The organism is Bacillus sp. CCNWLW194, assembly GCF_037120585.1.
GTDB classification, from domain to species: domain Bacteria; phylum Bacillota; class Bacilli; order Bacillales; family Bacillaceae_G; genus Bacillus_A; species Bacillus_A basilensis.
The window spans coordinates 133521-148913 of record NZ_JBBBBL010000001.1 but is presented as its reverse complement, the minus strand read 5'-3'; the positions used below and the strand labels follow the sequence as shown (position 1 = coordinate 148913).

The window sequence follows — 15393 nt, the reverse complement described above, 5'->3', positions numbered from 1 at the left end:
TCACTGCGTCACAAGTTCATGCTCTTCCAAAAATTTCGTATTAAACTCACCTTTTACAAAATCAGGATGATCTAGCAATTGCAAATGGAACGGGATTGTTGTATGTACGCCTTCAATGACAAACTCACTGAGTGCACGCTTCATTTTTGCAATTGCCTCTTCACGTGTTTTCCCGTGAACAATTAATTTAGCAATCATCGAATCATAGAAAGGTGGGATTGAATATCCCGGATATACAGCTGAATCGACGCGAATACCAAATCCGCCTGGTGGCAAGTACATTTCTACTTTCCCCGGAGATGGCATAAATTTTTTGGCAGGGTTTTCCGCATTAATTCGGCATTCAATTGCCCAACCATTAAATTGTACTTCTTCTTGCTGTAACGATAACTTTTCTCCAGAAGCAACACGAATTTGTTCTTTAATTAAATCCATCCCTGTTACCATTTCAGTAACCGGATGCTCAACTTGAATTCTCGTATTCATCTCCATGAAATAAAAGGTTTTCGTTTTATATTCATAAATAAACTCAACCGTACCAGCACCTGTATAATCAACCGCTACCGCCGCTTTTACTGCCGCCTCACCCATCTGCTTGCGCACATTTTCATCAAGTGCAGGTGATGGACTTTCTTCTAGTAGTTTTTGCAAGCGGCGCTGAATTGTACAATCACGCTCTCCTAAATGAATGGCATTTCCGTGTGTATCTGCCATTATTTGAATCTCAACATGGCGGAAATCTTCAACGTACTTTTCTAAGTATACACCAGGGTTCCCAAAAGCGGTACTAGCTTCTTGCTGTGTAATTTGAATTCCTTTTACAAGCTCTTCTTCATGGCGTGCAACACGAATACCTTTTCCACCGCCACCTGCAGTCGCTTTAATAATAACTGGATATCCAATTTGATTAGCAAGTTCGATCGCTTCTTCGGTATTTTTAATAATCCCTTGTGAACCTGGTACAATCGGAACCCCTGCTTCTTTCATTGTATCACGAGCAACGTCTTTTGTGCCCATCTTTGAAATAGCTTCTGGACTTGGGCCGATAAAAATTAAGTTACATTCACGGCATAACTCTGCGAAATCTGCATTCTCTGCTAAAAATCCGTATCCCGGATGAATAGCATCGCAACCTGTTAACTTCGCAACACTAATAATGTTCGTTAAATTTAAATAGCTTTCTTTCGAAACGGTTGGCCCTACACAATACGCCTCATCTGCAATTTGTACGTGAAGTGACTCTTTATCTGCTTCTGAATAAATTGCGACTGTTTCAATATCCATTTCTTTACAAGCACGAATAATTCGTACAGCAATTTCCCCACGATTAGCTATTAATACTTTTTTTATCATCACAAAGACTCCCTTATTACGCTTTCACAAGAAATAGCGGTTGTCCATACTCAACAAGCTGTCCGTTATTAACAAGAATCTCAACAATTTCACCTTCTACATCAGCATCAATTTCGTTAAATAACTTCATAGCCTCAACAATACATACGATAGAATCTTTTGATACTCTATCTCCAACACTTATATATGGAGGTGTATCAGGCGAAGAAGAAGAATAGAATGTACCTACCATCGGCGATGTAATTTTATGTAGGTTTTCATTTTGAACAGCTTTTTTCTCTTCTTGTTTTGGCACTTCCACTTGCGCTGCCGCTACTGCTGTTTCAACTTCAACAGGTGCCACTGGTTGAACGGCTTGTTTTGCTACAGGTGCTTGCACCGCAACAACTTCATTACCACGCTTTTTCATTTTGATTGTCGTACCATCTTTTTTGTATTCAAATTCATCAATATTAGAGCTATCAATTAATTTAATTAATTCACGAACTTCTTGAATTTTAAACATGTAAAATCCACTCCCATACTCTTGTTTGTCCCGTTTTTACAGATTCTCGTCATTCAAACTAGATTGACTGTAAAAATACGATGTACTCTATTAGAAAATGCATTTCATTCACTAATAGAAATAGTTACTATTTCCATCTTACGATAAATTTTTTAAACATTCCAATTTATATTTCTTTATAATAAATCGAAACTCCTGTAAAAATATTATTCCAATAAAAATTTATTACCTAGTAATAATACCAAGTTTCACACAAAATTGGCAAGACCACTTACTAAAAAACATTCCTTACTTTTTCAAAATGCTACAGAGTAAACATATAATTACCGTTTCACTCTTCACCTCATACATAGTCAATAACATATTTTTACCAAATATTATTTTTTTGTTTACACGTCGTTCATCATTCCTTCATATAAGAATAGTATGTTCAAGGTATAGAAAATATATCGTATCGAGGTGTGGACATATGATATGGCTCATTCTCTTCTTACCTGCCGTAATAGTCTGGGCATTCGTTCTCTTCATCCACGTCAAATCCGGAAAAAGTAATCATCGCTACCATGAACCGCTAATCTTTTACTCACAACGCATTTCTCCGTTCCGAGTTGAGCATAGTAAAAACAACTACAAAGACGAAACAGAAAAAAGCTATCGAAAATGATAGCTTTTTTCTATTATTATTTTTATCTAACTATTTTCAAACAATCCGATTCGTAAAAACTAATAATCCGCGGAGGATTTCCCCGCGGATTATTAGTTTTTATTTTGTTGGTGGATCAAATTTCACACCTACATCTTTTGATCCGCCTTCACTTCTTACAAGTTGTATAATTTTATTGGCTTCTTTTTGTGAATGTTTTGCTGCTTTTACAGTTACTCTAATGTCAGTCCCATCAGCTCTTACAAGGGCATCTTTATATCCTCCTTGAGACTTAATTACTGTCTCAAGTAATTCTTGTTTCGTTTCCATTGTAGTGATTGCATCAAAATTATCTTTTGCTTTACTCTTTTCTGTTGCTGAAGATTTTGCTGAATTCATCACTTCTTGTAATTTTGCTTTTTGTTCACTTCGCTGATCTTCCATTTGCATACGTAATGCTGTGAAATTTTCATCACTTGATTGAACTGTTACGTTAGCATCTTTCTTACTTGTTTCTTTTGTAGCGCTCTCTTTTTTGTCTGTTTCTTTATTTGTTTCTTTATTTGATGTTTCCTTGCTTGTAGTTTCTTTTTTTGGCGTTTCTTTAGGTGCTTCGTTTGTTACTGCTTTATCAGTACCTTGTTTTTCTTGTCCAATCTTTTCACCTGTCGCCGGCGATGCTGTATTCATTTTGTCAGGAGTTGTTACGTAATACACAGATAGTACAACAACTAAACTTAACATCGTTAATAGCCAAACTGTTTGTTTTTTTAACACTTTATTTCCTCCCTATCAATTTTTCGGTGATACTGAAACGCGATGAGCTGGTACATCTAGCAGCCGTATTACAGCTTCTTTTACCATCGCTTTAACTTGTATATTATCCACTCCCTTTGCTACGACAAGAACACCTCGCACTTTCGGTTTTTCTGTTCGTAAAACAACGGGAGTTTCTTTATCCCCTTCACGTATAATGACTGTCTTTTCATCAAGAGACTCGTCTTCTACTTTCCTCTGACCGCCTGTTTTATCTGTTTCACCTGTTGTTTGTGAACGTTTCACTGTATTTTTTTCTAATATTTTTTCTTCTGATGAATCTAAATTCACTTTAATCGTTACATCTTTTACTCCTGCCATTTCTTCTAAGGCTGCTTTTAATTCTTGTTCATACGCTTTTTCATATTTTTCTACATTCGACATATTATTATTATTTTTTTGTCCAAAAGTTGGTACGTCTTTTTCTTGGTTTTGAGTTTTTTGTTCTTTAAATACAGGTACTTCTTCTTTTTTACCTGAAAAGAGACTACTAGAAAACATAAGCAAAATTCCAAGTATGAGTAGGACAAGTAAAAACTTAGGTGTTACCTTTTTCCCCTTCTCATTGCTTTCTTTTTCATCCCCATTCAATAAGTTTCGAAAAAATGAGAACTTAGAATTTTTATCTTTATTGTCCATTTACTCAACCTGTCCTCCCTTCCATTTGAACTTGGATTTGTTTATTCTCTAGTTGCCACCTGCTTGAAAAGAAATCTTTCATTTCTACATTCGTTTCTTCTACTTTTTTCGGAGGTTCTTTCGTATTAATTTCAACCGGCTTTACTGTTTCGATTGCATCATTTTTACTAGGTTCTTTTTCTTTCAACGTCACAACAACAGATTGAATATCTTTCGCTGACTTTACTTCCGCTGTACTTTCCGCTGCGACTATTTGTATTTCAGAGACTGTCATACCATACTTTTTCTCGAACTCTTTTCCTACTTCTTTTTTCATTTTGGTAGCCATCTCTTCTAAACTATATGCACGTGTTAGAGCTTGTATTTCTTTTTTCTTCGAATCTATTGAATTTTTTACAGATCCTTCTGCTACATACTTCTCTTCATTAAAATTCGCGATTACTTCATTTACATCTGTTTGCAATAGTTTAAAAAGAGGAGTTAAAATTAATACAACTAATAATAGACTTACAACAAATTTAACGTACTTTTGCAAATTAGAATTCGGAAGAATAAGATGAAGCATTGTCGCTAAGAGTAAAAATACGATAATATTTCTAATCCACTCTGTAACAAATTGCATACCCTCCACCTCCTACCGCATCATAAGTGTAATGTTCCCCGCAGCAATAATAATTGTGATACTTAAAAAGAACATAAACGATACGATAGCTAAGCAAGCAAATACATAAATGATGCTCCGTCCAATGATATCTAAACATTGAATAATTGCTCCGCCACCAACTGGCTGTAATACTGCTGCTGCGAACTTATAAATAAACGCGATACAAAAAATTTGAATCGCTGGAAAAGCAACAATTAAACATAAAATAACGAGCCCGATAATTCCGACTGTATTTTTTAATAATCCCGACGCACTAATAACAGTATCCGCCGCCTCTGTAAACATTCTTCCTACTACTGGAATAAAGTTCCCTGTTACAAATTTAGCAGTTTTCACAGCGATCCCATCAGCAACAGCTGTCGCTGTTCCTTGTACAGATAATACCCCTAAAAAAATTGTTAAAAAGATACCGATAATCCCAACGCTAACGTTTTGCAGAAGCTTGGACAATTTCGTAACTTTATATTGATCACTCATCGTACTTACAATACTTAATATCGTTGCAAGTAATAAAAGTGGTAGAACAATATAATTCATTAGAAGCCCACTTGTATTCATTAAGAAGATGATAATCGGATGAAAAAACGCTACAGATACAACACCGCCTCCAGTTGCTATGAGTGCAAGCAAGATTGGCAATAGCGCTAATATGAAATCTACCATTGTTTGTATCGTTTCTCTTGCATATGTCATGACGACATAAAAACTATTTAAAGCGAAAATAATAAGTACCATATATACAACCGCATCAGCAATTTTACTTACGCTACTCTTTGAAAATGCCGATTGCAGTGATTGCAACAATGCACTAAAAATTGTGAGCATAATGAGCGTTCCAAGTAGCTTCCCATTTGCAACAAGCTCGTGAAATAAATACTTTAATAAACCAAGCATCCACTCTTTTATAGAAATCTCTTTTTCTCCCTTTACAAACTCCATAAAGCTACCTTTTTGACTCTCTGGTAAGTAACCCCCATATTTTGTAACAAGCCCGTCCCAAAATTGCTTCACATCTTCAATTCCGAGCTTATCCAATTGTTGATCAACGACGCTTGTTTCTACAGGAGAAGCTTGTACAACAACCGGTAAAGAAAAGAAAAGGAAGCAAGCAAATAGCAGCTTAGCTCCAAAGCCCCTCAACATTCACTCCCCCTTATCCCGTCGGTAAAAATCCGAGAATAGTTTCAATTACAACCGTCAATATAGGAATCGCCATAACAAGAATTAAAATCTTTCCAGCTAATTCAATTTTCGAAGCGATTGCACCTTGACCAGCATCCTTTGTAATTTGCGCTCCAAACTCAGCGATATAAGCAATCCCAATAATTTTTAGCAACGTTTCTACATATACGTTGCTAACTTTTGCTTCACTCGCTACTCTTTCAATCATTTGTAAAATAGCGTGAATTTGATCGATCAAAAGAAGGAACATCACGCTACCTACGAACACAATGAATAATGACGTAATGCTAGATTTATGCTGATTCAATACAGCTGCTAAAAACGTAGCAACGAGGCCTAATCCGACAATTTGTATAATTTCGATTCGAACCGCCTCCTTTACTGGAAGAGAAAGACACTTTTAATCTTGTCGAATAACGTATTAATTAAAAATGCGACATGAAATAAAATAACGACAAAACCGACGAGGATAACCCAATTTGCAATATCCTCACGCTTTAATTCTTTTAGTACGGTATGAATAAAAGCTAAAACAATGCCGATTCCGGCGATTTGAAATATTAATCCAACATCAATGGACATCGCCTTTCTCCCTCCTATAGCAGTAAAATTACGATAAGTAGCCCCGCTAGTACCCCTAAGCTCTTAATCATCTTTTCATATTGCAGTTGTAATGCTTTCGCTTCTTCTTCTTCTCTCTCTAAATGTGTAATACATAAGCGAATATGTTTTTGTTGTGATTCACGATCATGTTGTCCAAGCGTTTCACCAAACTGTTGCAAAATCTCGTACTCAGTTTGTTGAAATGCCGTTAACTTCCAATTTTCTTTCAAACTATCTATCCAAGCTTCTCTAACTGTTTGTTCTCCGCTTTCTAGCCTTCTAGCGAAACTTTGAAATATCCAATTTAACGGCTTCGGCATTTGTTTCACTAATCGCTCGGCAGCTTCTGATAAAGGTGTATGCCCGTACATAATTTCTGCTTCTAGTGATTGAAGTGCCGCTTTTAATAATCTAAGTTGCCTCGGCCTCTCACTGTACCTTTTAGCGTATGAAAACCCGAAAAAGGTGCTGACCGCAACGATTAACACTGCACCAAATATTTTCACCATACACCTTGCACCTTTCTATGAGGCAATACCGATTTTCCATCTTTATCTTTCACTTGCATTACTGTTCCTGGCCCTCTTGCTTTTGACAATTCCACAAACCTATCAAATACACCAAGTTCCAGCACTGCCTTTAATGAAGGACGTTTCACAACATCATCATAAGAAAATCCATGTGCGCTTATAAAAAGCTGAACCCCTGCATGTACCGCCTCCATAATTGCTTCACTATCTTCTTTACGACCAATTTCATCCACAATTAATATATCTGGGCTCATAGAACGAATCATCATCATCATTCCTTCAGCTTTTGGACATGCGTCTAACACATCTACTCGTGTGCCAAAGTCATATTGCGGGATACCTTTCACGCAGCCAGCAATTTCTGAGCGCTCATCAACAATCCCCACTTTACAAGAAGGAATTTTCGAAGCACTTACACCTTGACTCATGCAGCGTGCTACATCTCTTAAAAGTGTTGTTTTCCCCGTTTGCGGCGGACCTATTACCATCGTGTTTAACCATCGTGTTTCATACAAATATGGCAAAAGTGGTTCAGCAATTCCTATTTTTTGACGAGCAATACGAATATTAAAGGAAGAGACATCTCGAATCATTTTCACTGCGCTTTTTTCTGTAATGACTTTTCCAGCTAAGCCGATTCTATGTCCTCCTCGAAGTGTCACATACCCACGTTTTAATTCCTCTTCCATCGTATAAATTGAGAAGTGACTTAATTTATTCAATAAGTAAATAGCATCCTCTGCTGTAACGATATAGTCATAAAAAAACACTTCACCATGAGCAATACACTCTAGCGGTCTTCCAATTCGAACACGGATTTCCTCTAGAGCATCGCACCACTTACAACTTTCCACTAACTGCTTCATCGTTTTCGGTAAAACTTCTAATACTTCTTTCATCAGCTTCTCCCCACTATACTCGACTTACTATTTCAACAACGCGATAAAAATGCAGCCAATTCCAAGCGCTAGAAAAAAGAGTTTCAAAAAGGAAATCTCACTTGCCACACTTGCTATACCTATTGTCATTGTTAAAATTAATACGGTCGGTCCAACAAACGCCAACATACCATTTATAAACAATGCTTTCTTCGCATCATTCACATAGAGCATAAGCAAAGCGGCGAATATTTCCGCGCTACCTGAAAACAACCGAAGTAACCCCATCACAAGCACGGATGTTTCCATTGCCGCTAGCCACTGTTTCATTCTCCCACCTTCTCCCATAACGGTTACTAGTGCTGCACTCCAAAAAAGAATTTATTTGTACAACCATATGCAGAGGTTGTCTATTTCAGAAGTAAAAACATATTTTTTCTCTACCATGTACAATTAATTTGAATATTCTTATTTTTATTGGTATTTTATGGTATATTTATTAAAAAGGCCGGGGGAAAATATGAAGGTATTAAAAATTAGTTTAACTATTGTAGTAGAATTAGCTCTTATTTATCTTTTTTCATTATTGGTCGGTTGGTCATTTATGGAGTCCTTTTTTCTTGGTAGTTTAGCGATATTTGCAATTACGTGGTTCATTATTATGAGTAATCATAGAAACAACATTACGGATCACGCAATAAATAAAACATTAACTGGCGTTGAGACTGGCGAGATAAAACCATTTCAAATTGTTTTGACTCCATATATTATGGGCACCCTTTCACTTGTCTTAGTTAGTTTTGTTATAACAGCGATTTATTATTTGCCCTATTTTCTATAAAAAAAAGCACGCGTGATAATCACGAGTGCTTTTCTACTATGCACGAGAAACGTATTTACCTTCACCAGTGTTGATGATAAGCATTTCGCCTTCGTTAATGAAGATTGGTACTTGTACAACAAGACCTGTTTCTAATGTAGCTGGTTTTGTTACGTTAGAAGCTGTATCTCCTTTAATACCTGGCTCTGTTTCTGTAACTTGTAATTCAACTGTGTTTGGAAGTTCAACACCAAGTACTTCGCCTTGGTAAGTCATGATAGATACTTCCATGTTTTCTTTTAGGAATTTAAGCTCGCGCTCGATTTGTTTTTCGCCAAGTTCGATTTGCTCATAAGTTCCATTATCCATAAATACGTGAGCCTCACCGCTCGCGTATAAGTATTGCATACGACGGTTTTCAATGTGTGCTTTTTCTACTTTCTCACCAGCACGGAATGTTTTCTCTTGAACAGAACCTGTGCGAAGGTTACGTAGTTTAGAACGAACGAATGCAGCACCTTTACCTGGCTTTACGTGTTGGAAATCAAGTACTTGCCAAAGGGCGTTGTCCACTGAAATTGTTAAACCTGTACGAAAATCGTTTACTGAAATCATGTAAAAAAATCCTCCTGTGTATTACAAAATAATAAGTTCTTTTGGTGATTTCGTAATTACTTCATTACCTTCACTTGTTACAATGATATCATCTTCAATACGTACGCCGCCAATACCTGGAATATAAATACCTGGTTCTACTGTTACAGCCATACCTGGTTCAAGTACTGTATCAGAACGGAACGCTAAACCTGGTGCTTCATGGATTTCAAGGCCGATTCCATGACCAGTAGAGTGTCCGAAGTATTCACCGTATCCTTTTTCCGTTATGTAATCACGTGTTAACGCATCCGCCTCGCGGCCAGTTAAACCAGCTTTAATACCGTTCACACCACGTAGTTGTGCTTCTAAAACGATATTATAAATTTCTTTCAATTTATCAGATGGTTCACCAACTGCAATCGTACGAGTAATATCAGAGCAATATCCTTTGTAATAAGCGCCGAAGTCTAATGTAACGAAATCTCCTGTTTCTATCACTTTTTCAGATGCCACGCCGTGCGGTAATGCCGAACGAAGACCTGAAGCAACGATAATATCAAACGAAGAAGATGTTGCTCCTTGTTTTCTCATGAAAAATTCAAGTTCATTTGACACTTCAATTTCAGATACTCCCGGGCGAATGAATGATAGAATATGTTCAAAGGCAGCATCTGCAATCTGTGCAGCTTCCTTTAATATCTTAATCTCTGAATCAGTCTTTATCAAGCGTAACTTTTCTACAAGCCCAGAAGTTGGGATAAATTCAGCATCGATCACTTCTTTATGAGCTGAATAAGAACTATATGTAAGAGTATCTTGCTCAAAGCCAAGCTTTTGAATTCCTAGTTCCTTCACTTGCTTTGCAACTTCATCGATAATTAATCCTGCATGCTGTACAATCTCATATCCAACAGCTTGTTTACTAGCCTGCTCTACGTAACGGAAATCTGTAATAAATTGAGCACGTTTTTTCGAAATCAGTACAACACCAGCTGTTCCTGTGAAGTTAGCCATATATCTACGACTATGTTCATTTGTTAACAATATACCGTCAATACCAGCCTCATCAAATGCACTTCTTAATCTTTCTATTTTCTCCATTACTTTATGCCTCCCTAAATTTCTCCATTAATGCAAATAACGCTAACTTATAGCCATAAAAACCAAATCCAACAATTTGTCCCGCACAAACAGCTGCCGTCACAGATTCGTGACGAAACGACTCACGCTGGTGAATGTTAGAAATATGTACTTCAATAACAGGAATCGAAATGCTCGCAATTGCATCTCGAATCGCATAGCTATAATGCGTAAATGCTCCAGGATTTAAAATGATTCCTTCATATATATCTTCCGCCTCATGAAGACGATCGATAATCGCACCTTCATGATTCGATTGGAAACATTCTAACTCCACTCCCATTGTTTCTGCTTCTTGCTTCATATCTGCTTCAAGTGTCGCTAGCGTGCCCTTTCCATATACATTTACCTCACGAACACCGAGGCGATTTAGGTTAGGACCGTTTACGAGGAGTACCTTTTTCATATGCTTAAAACTCCTTAATATTAAATATCTATACAACATTTTAACATAGGAGTTACTTATTTGAATAGTTTGTCTTCTCCTCCGCTTCTCGCTCAGCTTTATTCGTATTTACTGCATAGGAAACAGAATACGCTATAAACACACCATACAATATAAAAATGCATATCGTCGTCACAATTGTTTCTTTTGGTAAATGGAGTGCACTTTTAATAGTAGGCGCTAGTAACCCTATTCCTAAAAATAGTAACGCCCACCAAAATAGACCATAAATCATCCCTGGAAGAATCCCTTCAAACTTTGCCAAAAATGCTTTATACAAAAAAGCAATTAAAATCGAAATTAGCCCCATACAAACAATTCCTGACACATTACCCCATACCCCTTCTTTCCAGCTTCCAAAGGCAAATGGTAATAGGAAATAATTCGGTCCCGCTTCCGTAAATGAAAATATATGAAGGAAATACCATATTCCCCCCCAAAAGATTCCACCAAATAAACCAATTTGTACAAAATTCCTTGTTCCTAATTGTTCTTGACTCACATCGACACCTCCGCTCACTAGTATGCCCGAAACTATTTTGTACCATGTTTAAATACTGCGAAATTTGTCTATAAAAAGAATAGGAAATGTCCGACTCTCGTAATATTTTCCCTTGTCATCTACTTGTATTTGTCGATAAAATAAAAGAAACTCGGTGATTGTCTTATTTCAAAATGACAGAACCCAGTATGACAATTGCCTCTTTTTCTACATAAGAGAGAAACAAATACAGGTTGGTGTTAACATGGCAGAAGAGTCAAAACAAATATATGGCGGGCAAGCAGTCATAGAAGGAGTTATGTTTGGCGGTAGAGAATATACTGTTACAGCGGTTCGTCGTAAAGATAAATCGATTGAATTTTATCGATTACCACGCGTTCGTAATAAAGCATTATCTATCCTAAAAAAAATTCCATTTTTACGAGGGATTGCCGCTATTGTGGACGCAAGTGCAAACGGAGCAAAACATTTAAACTTTGCTTCAGAACGATTTGATGTCCACCCAGAAGACGACGAACAAATTGCAAATAAAAAAGAAGAACACTCGAAATTAACGATGGTATTAGGAGTTGCAGCAGTCGGCGTTTTATCTTTCATATTCGGTAAAGTCATTTTCACAGCAGTTCCTGCACTACTAGCTGAATTAACGAGACCGATTTTCCCATCTCATACAGGCCAAATCATTGTCGAAAGTGTCATTAAGCTCATGCTATTATTGAGCTATATATACTTTATTTCTTTAACCCCACTTATTAAGCGGGTATTTCAGTACCACGGTGCGGAGCATAAAGTAATCAATGCTTATGAGAATAATCTTTCACTGACTGTAGAAAATGTTCAAAAACAAACGCGCCTTCATTATCGCTGTGGCAGTAGCTTTATTATATTTACAGTCATTATTGGTATGTTTGTTTATTTTCTTGTCCCTACAGATCCACTTTGGGCCAGAGTGGTAAACCGAATTTTATTAATTCCAGTCGTTCTCGGCATTTCTTTTGAAGTGTTACAATTTACAAATCGATTACGCGATATTCCAGTATTACGCATACTTGGATATCCCGGATTATGGCTGCAACTATTAACAACGAAAGAACCAACAGATGATCAAGTGGAAGTAGCCATTGCATCGTTTGAAGAATTATTACGTTTAGAAAACAAACAATAATTATTTAAAAATGGTGTTCAACTCCTTTCCTCATCGTTAATATACTAATTTTAATATATGTTTTTAGGAGGTGTCCCTTATGAACGGTCGTTCGTTTACATTCGCTATATTTGTGCTTATTATCGGATTAGCAATATTCGGCCTTGTTTCATCTGTTATTACAGATCCAATGGGAGTGTTAAGAAATATTGGTATCATGTTGGCTGTCGTTGGTATCTTTTATTTACTCTACAAAATGTTTACAAACTCTAGTGGTTCTGCAAATTCGCAAAGCTCATATAAGCGTGCTGCAAAACAATCGAACCGCAAACACGGGAAACAAAATGTAGCACCCCTAAGCAATTCTTTCTTGAAACGAAACGCTTCTGATGACAAGGGAAAAAAGGGTAATTCTCCATCGTTGAAACGAAAAAGAAAACAATCTCATTTAACTGTCATTGAAGGCAAAAAAAACAAAAAGAAAGACCGTGCTTCCTTTTAGGAAATACGGTCTTTTTTTATACTTTGAAGCACTTCTTTCAAACTTTTATCTCTCATACTTTCAATTCGAAGGTGATGATTTTCGAACTGTAAATTCCTTGTCACATCATTAGGCACAACGACGCATGTTAACCCTGCTGCAATCGCGGCTTTCAATCCGTTTAACGAGTCTTCAAATACAACAGCTTCAGACGGATCAATCCCTAAATCGTCTATCGCTACCCGGTAAAGTGCTGGATCCGGTTTTACCTTCACAACATCTTCTCTCGTTTTAATGACTTCAAAATAATCTCGAATTTGTAGCTCTTCCAAAAAAGGAATAATCCATTCTCTAGATGAACTGGAAGCTAATGCAATTTTCAATCCCATCTCTTTCGCTTCCGCTAAATATTCTTTTACCCCGTCACGAGCTTCTGGTATTTTCATTTTCTCTTTATGTAAAGTTTTAACTTTCTCTTGTAATGCATGCTTGTTAAACTTCTCTTTTAATTGCTCATTCAAATATGTATACAGTACATCGTCTGTCGTTCCAATACATTTTGCAAATTCCTCTAAAGGTAACTCTCCGCCGTACTCACGAACAGCCTCTCTGAAAGAGTGAAACCATATTGTTTCTGTGTCCACAATTAATCCATCAAAATCAAAAATAATTGCTTTCATGATTCTCCCATCCTTTTCGATTGAAATAAAAAAGGAAACGCCATACGTTCCCCTTAATTACTTTTCTCTTCATTTGCTTTTTGAACACCGCGAAGTGTTTCCACTCTAACTTCATCTTGTTCAAAGTATTGCACTAAATCACCGATACGGTCAATTGATTCCCAACTTAAATGATGTTCAATTCCTTCTACATCATTATAAATTTTACTTTCATCCACACCAATAATGCGCATAAACTGCTCTAACAATTCATGACGATATACGAGACGTTCTCCGATTTTTTTACCTTTTGATGTTAATACAAGCCCTCTATATTTTTCATAAATTAGATATTCGTCTTTGTCTAATTTTTGTACCATTTTCGTTACAGAGGATGGATGTACACTAAGCGCTTCAGCAATATCAGATACACGGGCATAACCCTTTTCATCAATCAACAAATAAATTTGTTCAATATAATCTTCCATACTAGGGGTAGGCATCGGTTTCCTCCATCCAATTTCATTTTGCTCATTCCGTACGAAGCAATCAATAAAATGATACACCAGAAAGAATAACGTGACAAGGTAGAAACGAGCCTAAATCTGCAAAAGAGAAAAGAACTTGCTTTCAAATACAAGTTCCTTTTACGTAAAATATTGAATTTCTGCGTTCGGAAAAAAGTGCTGAATATATCCTCTAATCGTTTCTTCCAATACTTCTGCGTCATCTTTTTTATATACGTATTTTCCAATGCCATATCGTCCCCATTTATATTTTCGCTTCTCTTCATCCATTTCAAGCTTCGTATTCGGATAACGCTCTTGAATAACCTTTTTTGCTGGTTTTGTAAAGCGATGCTGAATTAATTCAAACGATAAATTTGGTATCGTCATATCCTTCAATGCATTGTACAATCTTTCAAATAACTCACGGTATCCGTCTTCCCATCCCTCATGCATATAAATTGGCGCTACTATAAACCCGAGCGGATAGTTAGCCCCCGCTACTTTACGAGCAGCCTCAATTCGATCTTCAAACGGTGATGTCCCTGGCTCAAAATTTTTAATCACATAACGAGAATTAATACTAAACCGGAAACGAGTTTTCCCATTATGTTTTGCATCTAATAAATGATCAACGTGCGAATATTTCGTAACGAAACGTAAACGCCCATGCTCACTTTCTCCAATGAATTCAATTGCCTGCTTTAATGCATGTGTTAAATGATCAATTCCAACGATATCTGATGTACAAGCCGCTTCAAACCTTGTTATTTCAGGTGCTCTTTCATCCATATATTGCTTTGCCTTCTCAAATATTTCATCAAGATTCACATACACGCGAACGTAAGGCTTACTCCCAAGTGTCGTTTGCAAATAGCAATAATGACAATGTCCCATACACCCTGTTGCGAGCGGAATGGCATATTCAGCTGACGGTTTTGACGTATCAAACTTTAATGTCTTCCTCACTCCAACAACAAGTGTCGCCTTTGCATTACGATACTTTTGCAGATCATTTTCACCTGGCAAATTTCTAATTTGATTATGGGATGTCGTTTCACGAATTTCTAATCCCATCTTCGTAAACTTCTCATACAGCTCTTTTCCAAGTGGATATTCGAGTGCCTTCGGTTCAAAGTAAACGAGTTTTGGCATAAATGGTTTCATAGGCTTCCCTCCTCTCGTTAGTATGGGAAACATTGAAAAATTAACACGCATTAAAGTTTTCCACTTCAGTAACTTGCGTTGCAAGTTACTGGATGTTATAATTTGGATAACAGCTAACT

22 protein-coding genes are annotated in these 15393 nt (G+C 36.8%); 4 read left to right on the top strand and 18 right to left on the bottom strand.

What is annotated here, in order from left to right; all coding sequences use genetic code 11:
- A complete protein-coding gene (gene accC / locus V7S50_RS00870) occupies nt 1–1353 on the bottom strand; it encodes an acetyl-CoA carboxylase biotin carboxylase subunit (protein WP_063222996.1) in 1353 nt (450 codons plus the stop codon).
- A gap of 16 nt (nt 1354–1369) precedes the next feature.
- Entirely contained in the window at nt 1370–1858 is a 489-nt protein-coding gene (gene accB, locus V7S50_RS00865) for an acetyl-CoA carboxylase biotin carboxyl carrier protein (protein ID WP_063222995.1), read from the bottom strand.
- A gap of 469 nt (nt 1859–2327) precedes the next feature.
- Here accB and V7S50_RS00860 point away from each other — a divergent pair, with 469 nt between their 5' ends.
- Nucleotides 2328–2522 carry a DNA recombination protein RecO gene (locus tag V7S50_RS00860; protein WP_080468491.1) on the top strand — a complete coding sequence of 65 codons (195 nt, stop codon included), beginning with the start codon at nt 2328–2330 and terminating at the stop codon, nt 2520–2522.
- A 99-nt stretch (nt 2523–2621) separates the two neighbouring features.
- Here the strand turns inward: V7S50_RS00860 and V7S50_RS00855 are convergent, their stop codons facing one another.
- Genes V7S50_RS00855 through V7S50_RS00815 form a run of 9 tightly spaced genes read right to left on the bottom strand, consistent with a single transcriptional unit; the run spans nt 2622 to nt 8143 of the window.
- On the bottom strand, nt 2622–3278 hold the full coding sequence (locus V7S50_RS00855; protein ID WP_063222994.1) for a SpoIIIAH-like family protein: 657 nt from the start codon (nt 3276–3278) through the stop codon (nt 2622–2624).
- Nucleotides 3279–3293: 15 nt separating this feature from the next.
- A complete protein-coding gene (spoIIIAG, locus tag V7S50_RS00850; protein WP_242252191.1) occupies nt 3294–3956 on the bottom strand; it encodes a stage III sporulation protein AG in 663 nt (220 codons plus the stop codon).
- 4 nt (nt 3957–3960) lie between these two features.
- Nucleotides 3961–4578, bottom strand: coding sequence for a stage III sporulation protein AF (spoIIIAF, locus tag V7S50_RS00845; RefSeq protein WP_242252192.1), 618 nt, complete (start codon nt 4576–4578; stop codon nt 3961–3963).
- Nucleotides 4579–4590: 12 nt separating this feature from the next.
- Nucleotides 4591–5763: a stage III sporulation protein AE gene (gene spoIIIAE / locus V7S50_RS00840; protein WP_242252194.1), complete on the bottom strand. Its 1173-nt coding sequence runs from the start codon at nt 5761–5763 to the stop codon at nt 4591–4593.
- Nucleotides 5764–5773: 10 nt separating this feature from the next.
- Nucleotides 5774–6157, bottom strand: a complete 384-nt coding sequence (gene spoIIIAD / locus V7S50_RS00835) for a stage III sporulation protein AD (protein ID WP_077317075.1) — start codon at nt 6155–6157, stop codon at nt 5774–5776.
- 23 nt (nt 6158–6180) lie between these two features.
- A complete protein-coding gene (gene spoIIIAC, locus V7S50_RS00830) occupies nt 6181–6384 on the bottom strand; it encodes a stage III sporulation protein AC (RefSeq protein WP_000020914.1) in 204 nt (67 codons plus the stop codon).
- 14 nt (nt 6385–6398) lie between these two features.
- A complete protein-coding gene (spoIIIAB, locus tag V7S50_RS00825; RefSeq protein WP_016086319.1) occupies nt 6399–6914 on the bottom strand; it encodes a stage III sporulation protein SpoIIIAB in 516 nt (171 codons plus the stop codon).
- Nucleotides 6908–7834 (bottom strand): stage III sporulation protein AA, encoded by a 927-nt coding sequence (spoIIIAA, locus tag V7S50_RS00820; protein WP_242252197.1) that lies wholly within the window; start codon nt 7832–7834, stop codon nt 6908–6910. The genes spoIIIAB and spoIIIAA overlap by 7 nt, the downstream gene beginning before the upstream one ends.
- Before the next feature lie 27 nt (nt 7835–7861).
- The gene (locus tag V7S50_RS00815; RefSeq protein WP_000816054.1) at nt 7862–8143 is read right to left on the bottom strand and encodes a YqhV family protein; all 282 of its coding nucleotides are present in this window, start codon (nt 8141–8143) and stop codon (nt 7862–7864) included.
- A gap of 190 nt (nt 8144–8333) precedes the next feature.
- On the opposite strand from V7S50_RS00815, the gene V7S50_RS00810 reads away from it, so the two are divergent.
- Nucleotides 8334–8654 (top strand): hypothetical protein, encoded by a 321-nt coding sequence (locus V7S50_RS00810; RefSeq protein ID WP_063222990.1) that lies wholly within the window; start codon nt 8334–8336, stop codon nt 8652–8654.
- A 36-nt stretch (nt 8655–8690) separates the two neighbouring features.
- On the opposite strand, the gene efp is transcribed toward V7S50_RS00810, so the two are convergent.
- Genes efp through V7S50_RS00790 form a run of 4 tightly spaced genes read right to left on the bottom strand, consistent with a single transcriptional unit; the run spans nt 8691 to nt 11317 of the window.
- Nucleotides 8691–9248 (bottom strand): elongation factor P, encoded by a 558-nt coding sequence (gene efp, locus V7S50_RS00805; RefSeq protein ID WP_063222989.1) that lies wholly within the window; start codon nt 9246–9248, stop codon nt 8691–8693.
- A 21-nt stretch (nt 9249–9269) separates the two neighbouring features.
- Nucleotides 9270–10331: a Xaa-Pro dipeptidase gene (gene pepQ / locus V7S50_RS00800; protein ID WP_242252199.1), complete on the bottom strand. Its 1062-nt coding sequence runs from the start codon at nt 10329–10331 to the stop codon at nt 9270–9272.
- A gap of 4 nt (nt 10332–10335) precedes the next feature.
- Complete coding sequence (aroQ, locus tag V7S50_RS00795; RefSeq protein WP_063222987.1) at nt 10336–10776, bottom strand: type II 3-dehydroquinate dehydratase; 441 nt, start codon at nt 10774–10776, stop codon at nt 10336–10338.
- Between the two features lie 52 nt (nt 10777–10828).
- The gene (locus V7S50_RS00790) at nt 10829–11317 is read right to left on the bottom strand and encodes a YqhR family membrane protein (protein WP_242252200.1); all 489 of its coding nucleotides are present in this window, start codon (nt 11315–11317) and stop codon (nt 10829–10831) included.
- A 244-nt stretch (nt 11318–11561) separates the two neighbouring features.
- Here V7S50_RS00790 and V7S50_RS00785 point away from each other — a divergent pair, with 244 nt between their 5' ends.
- Both V7S50_RS00785 and V7S50_RS00780 read left to right on the top strand, forming a co-directional pair.
- Complete coding sequence (locus V7S50_RS00785; RefSeq protein ID WP_242252201.1) at nt 11562–12482, top strand: DUF1385 domain-containing protein; 921 nt, start codon at nt 11562–11564, stop codon at nt 12480–12482.
- 79 nt (nt 12483–12561) lie between these two features.
- A complete protein-coding gene (locus V7S50_RS00780; RefSeq protein ID WP_063222984.1) occupies nt 12562–12963 on the top strand; it encodes an SA1362 family protein in 402 nt (133 codons plus the stop codon).
- On the opposite strand, the gene V7S50_RS00775 is transcribed toward V7S50_RS00780, so the two are convergent.
- The 3 genes from V7S50_RS00775 to splB all read right to left on the bottom strand — a co-directional run bounded on the left by V7S50_RS00775 (nt 12960) and on the right by splB (nt 15274).
- Nucleotides 12960–13622 (bottom strand): HAD-IA family hydrolase, encoded by a 663-nt coding sequence (locus V7S50_RS00775; RefSeq protein ID WP_242252202.1) that lies wholly within the window; start codon nt 13620–13622, stop codon nt 12960–12962. The two genes, V7S50_RS00780 and V7S50_RS00775, sit on opposite strands and share 4 nt — an antisense overlap.
- A gap of 53 nt (nt 13623–13675) precedes the next feature.
- Complete coding sequence (mntR, locus tag V7S50_RS00770) at nt 13676–14104, bottom strand: transcriptional regulator MntR (RefSeq protein ID WP_001143080.1); 429 nt, start codon at nt 14102–14104, stop codon at nt 13676–13678.
- Nucleotides 14105–14248: 144 nt separating this feature from the next.
- Nucleotides 14249–15274, bottom strand: a complete 1026-nt coding sequence (gene splB, locus V7S50_RS00765; RefSeq protein ID WP_063222982.1) for a spore photoproduct lyase — start codon at nt 15272–15274, stop codon at nt 14249–14251.
- Nucleotides 15275–15393: the final 119 nt, after the last annotated feature.

Coding starts and splice junctions, on each gene's coding strand:
- accC (WP_063222996.1), bottom strand. CDS start 1,353: ATGATAAAAAAAGTATTAATAGCTAATCGTGGGGAAATTGCTGTACGA.
- accB (WP_063222995.1), bottom strand. CDS start 1,858: ATGTTTAAAATTCAAGAAGTTCGTGAATTAATTAAATTAATTGATAGC.
- V7S50_RS00860 (WP_080468491.1), top strand. CDS start 2,328: ATGATATGGCTCATTCTCTTCTTACCTGCCGTAATAGTCTGGGCATTC.
- spoIIIAG (WP_242252191.1), bottom strand. CDS start 3,956: ATGGACAATAAAGATAAAAATTCTAAGTTCTCATTTTTTCGAAACTTA.
- spoIIIAF (WP_242252192.1), bottom strand. CDS start 4,578: ATGCAATTTGTTACAGAGTGGATTAGAAATATTATCGTATTTTTACTC.
- spoIIIAE (WP_242252194.1), bottom strand. CDS start 5,763: ATGTTGAGGGGCTTTGGAGCTAAGCTGCTATTTGCTTGCTTCCTTTTC.
- spoIIIAC (WP_000020914.1), bottom strand. CDS start 6,384: ATGTCCATTGATGTTGGATTAATATTTCAAATCGCCGGAATCGGCATT.
- spoIIIAB (WP_016086319.1), bottom strand. CDS start 6,914: ATGGTGAAAATATTTGGTGCAGTGTTAATCGTTGCGGTCAGCACCTTT.
- spoIIIAA (WP_242252197.1), bottom strand. CDS start 7,834: ATGAAAGAAGTATTAGAAGTTTTACCGAAAACGATGAAGCAGTTAGTG.
- V7S50_RS00815 (WP_000816054.1), bottom strand. CDS start 8,143: ATGAAACAGTGGCTAGCGGCAATGGAAACATCCGTGCTTGTGATGGGG.
- V7S50_RS00810 (WP_063222990.1), top strand. CDS start 8,334: ATGAAGGTATTAAAAATTAGTTTAACTATTGTAGTAGAATTAGCTCTT.
- efp (WP_063222989.1), bottom strand. CDS start 9,248: ATGATTTCAGTAAACGATTTTCGTACAGGTTTAACAATTTCAGTGGAC.
- pepQ (WP_242252199.1), bottom strand. CDS start 10,331: ATGGAGAAAATAGAAAGATTAAGAAGTGCATTTGATGAGGCTGGTATT.
- aroQ (WP_063222987.1), bottom strand. CDS start 10,776: ATGAAAAAGGTACTCCTCGTAAACGGTCCTAACCTAAATCGCCTCGGT.
- V7S50_RS00785 (WP_242252201.1), top strand. CDS start 11,562: ATGGCAGAAGAGTCAAAACAAATATATGGCGGGCAAGCAGTCATAGAA.
- V7S50_RS00780 (WP_063222984.1), top strand. CDS start 12,562: ATGAACGGTCGTTCGTTTACATTCGCTATATTTGTGCTTATTATCGGA.
- V7S50_RS00775 (WP_242252202.1), bottom strand. CDS start 13,622: ATGAAAGCAATTATTTTTGATTTTGATGGATTAATTGTGGACACAGAA.
- mntR (WP_001143080.1), bottom strand. CDS start 14,104: ATGCCTACCCCTAGTATGGAAGATTATATTGAACAAATTTATTTGTTG.
- splB (WP_063222982.1), bottom strand. CDS start 15,274: ATGAAACCATTTATGCCAAAACTCGTTTACTTTGAACCGAAGGCACTC.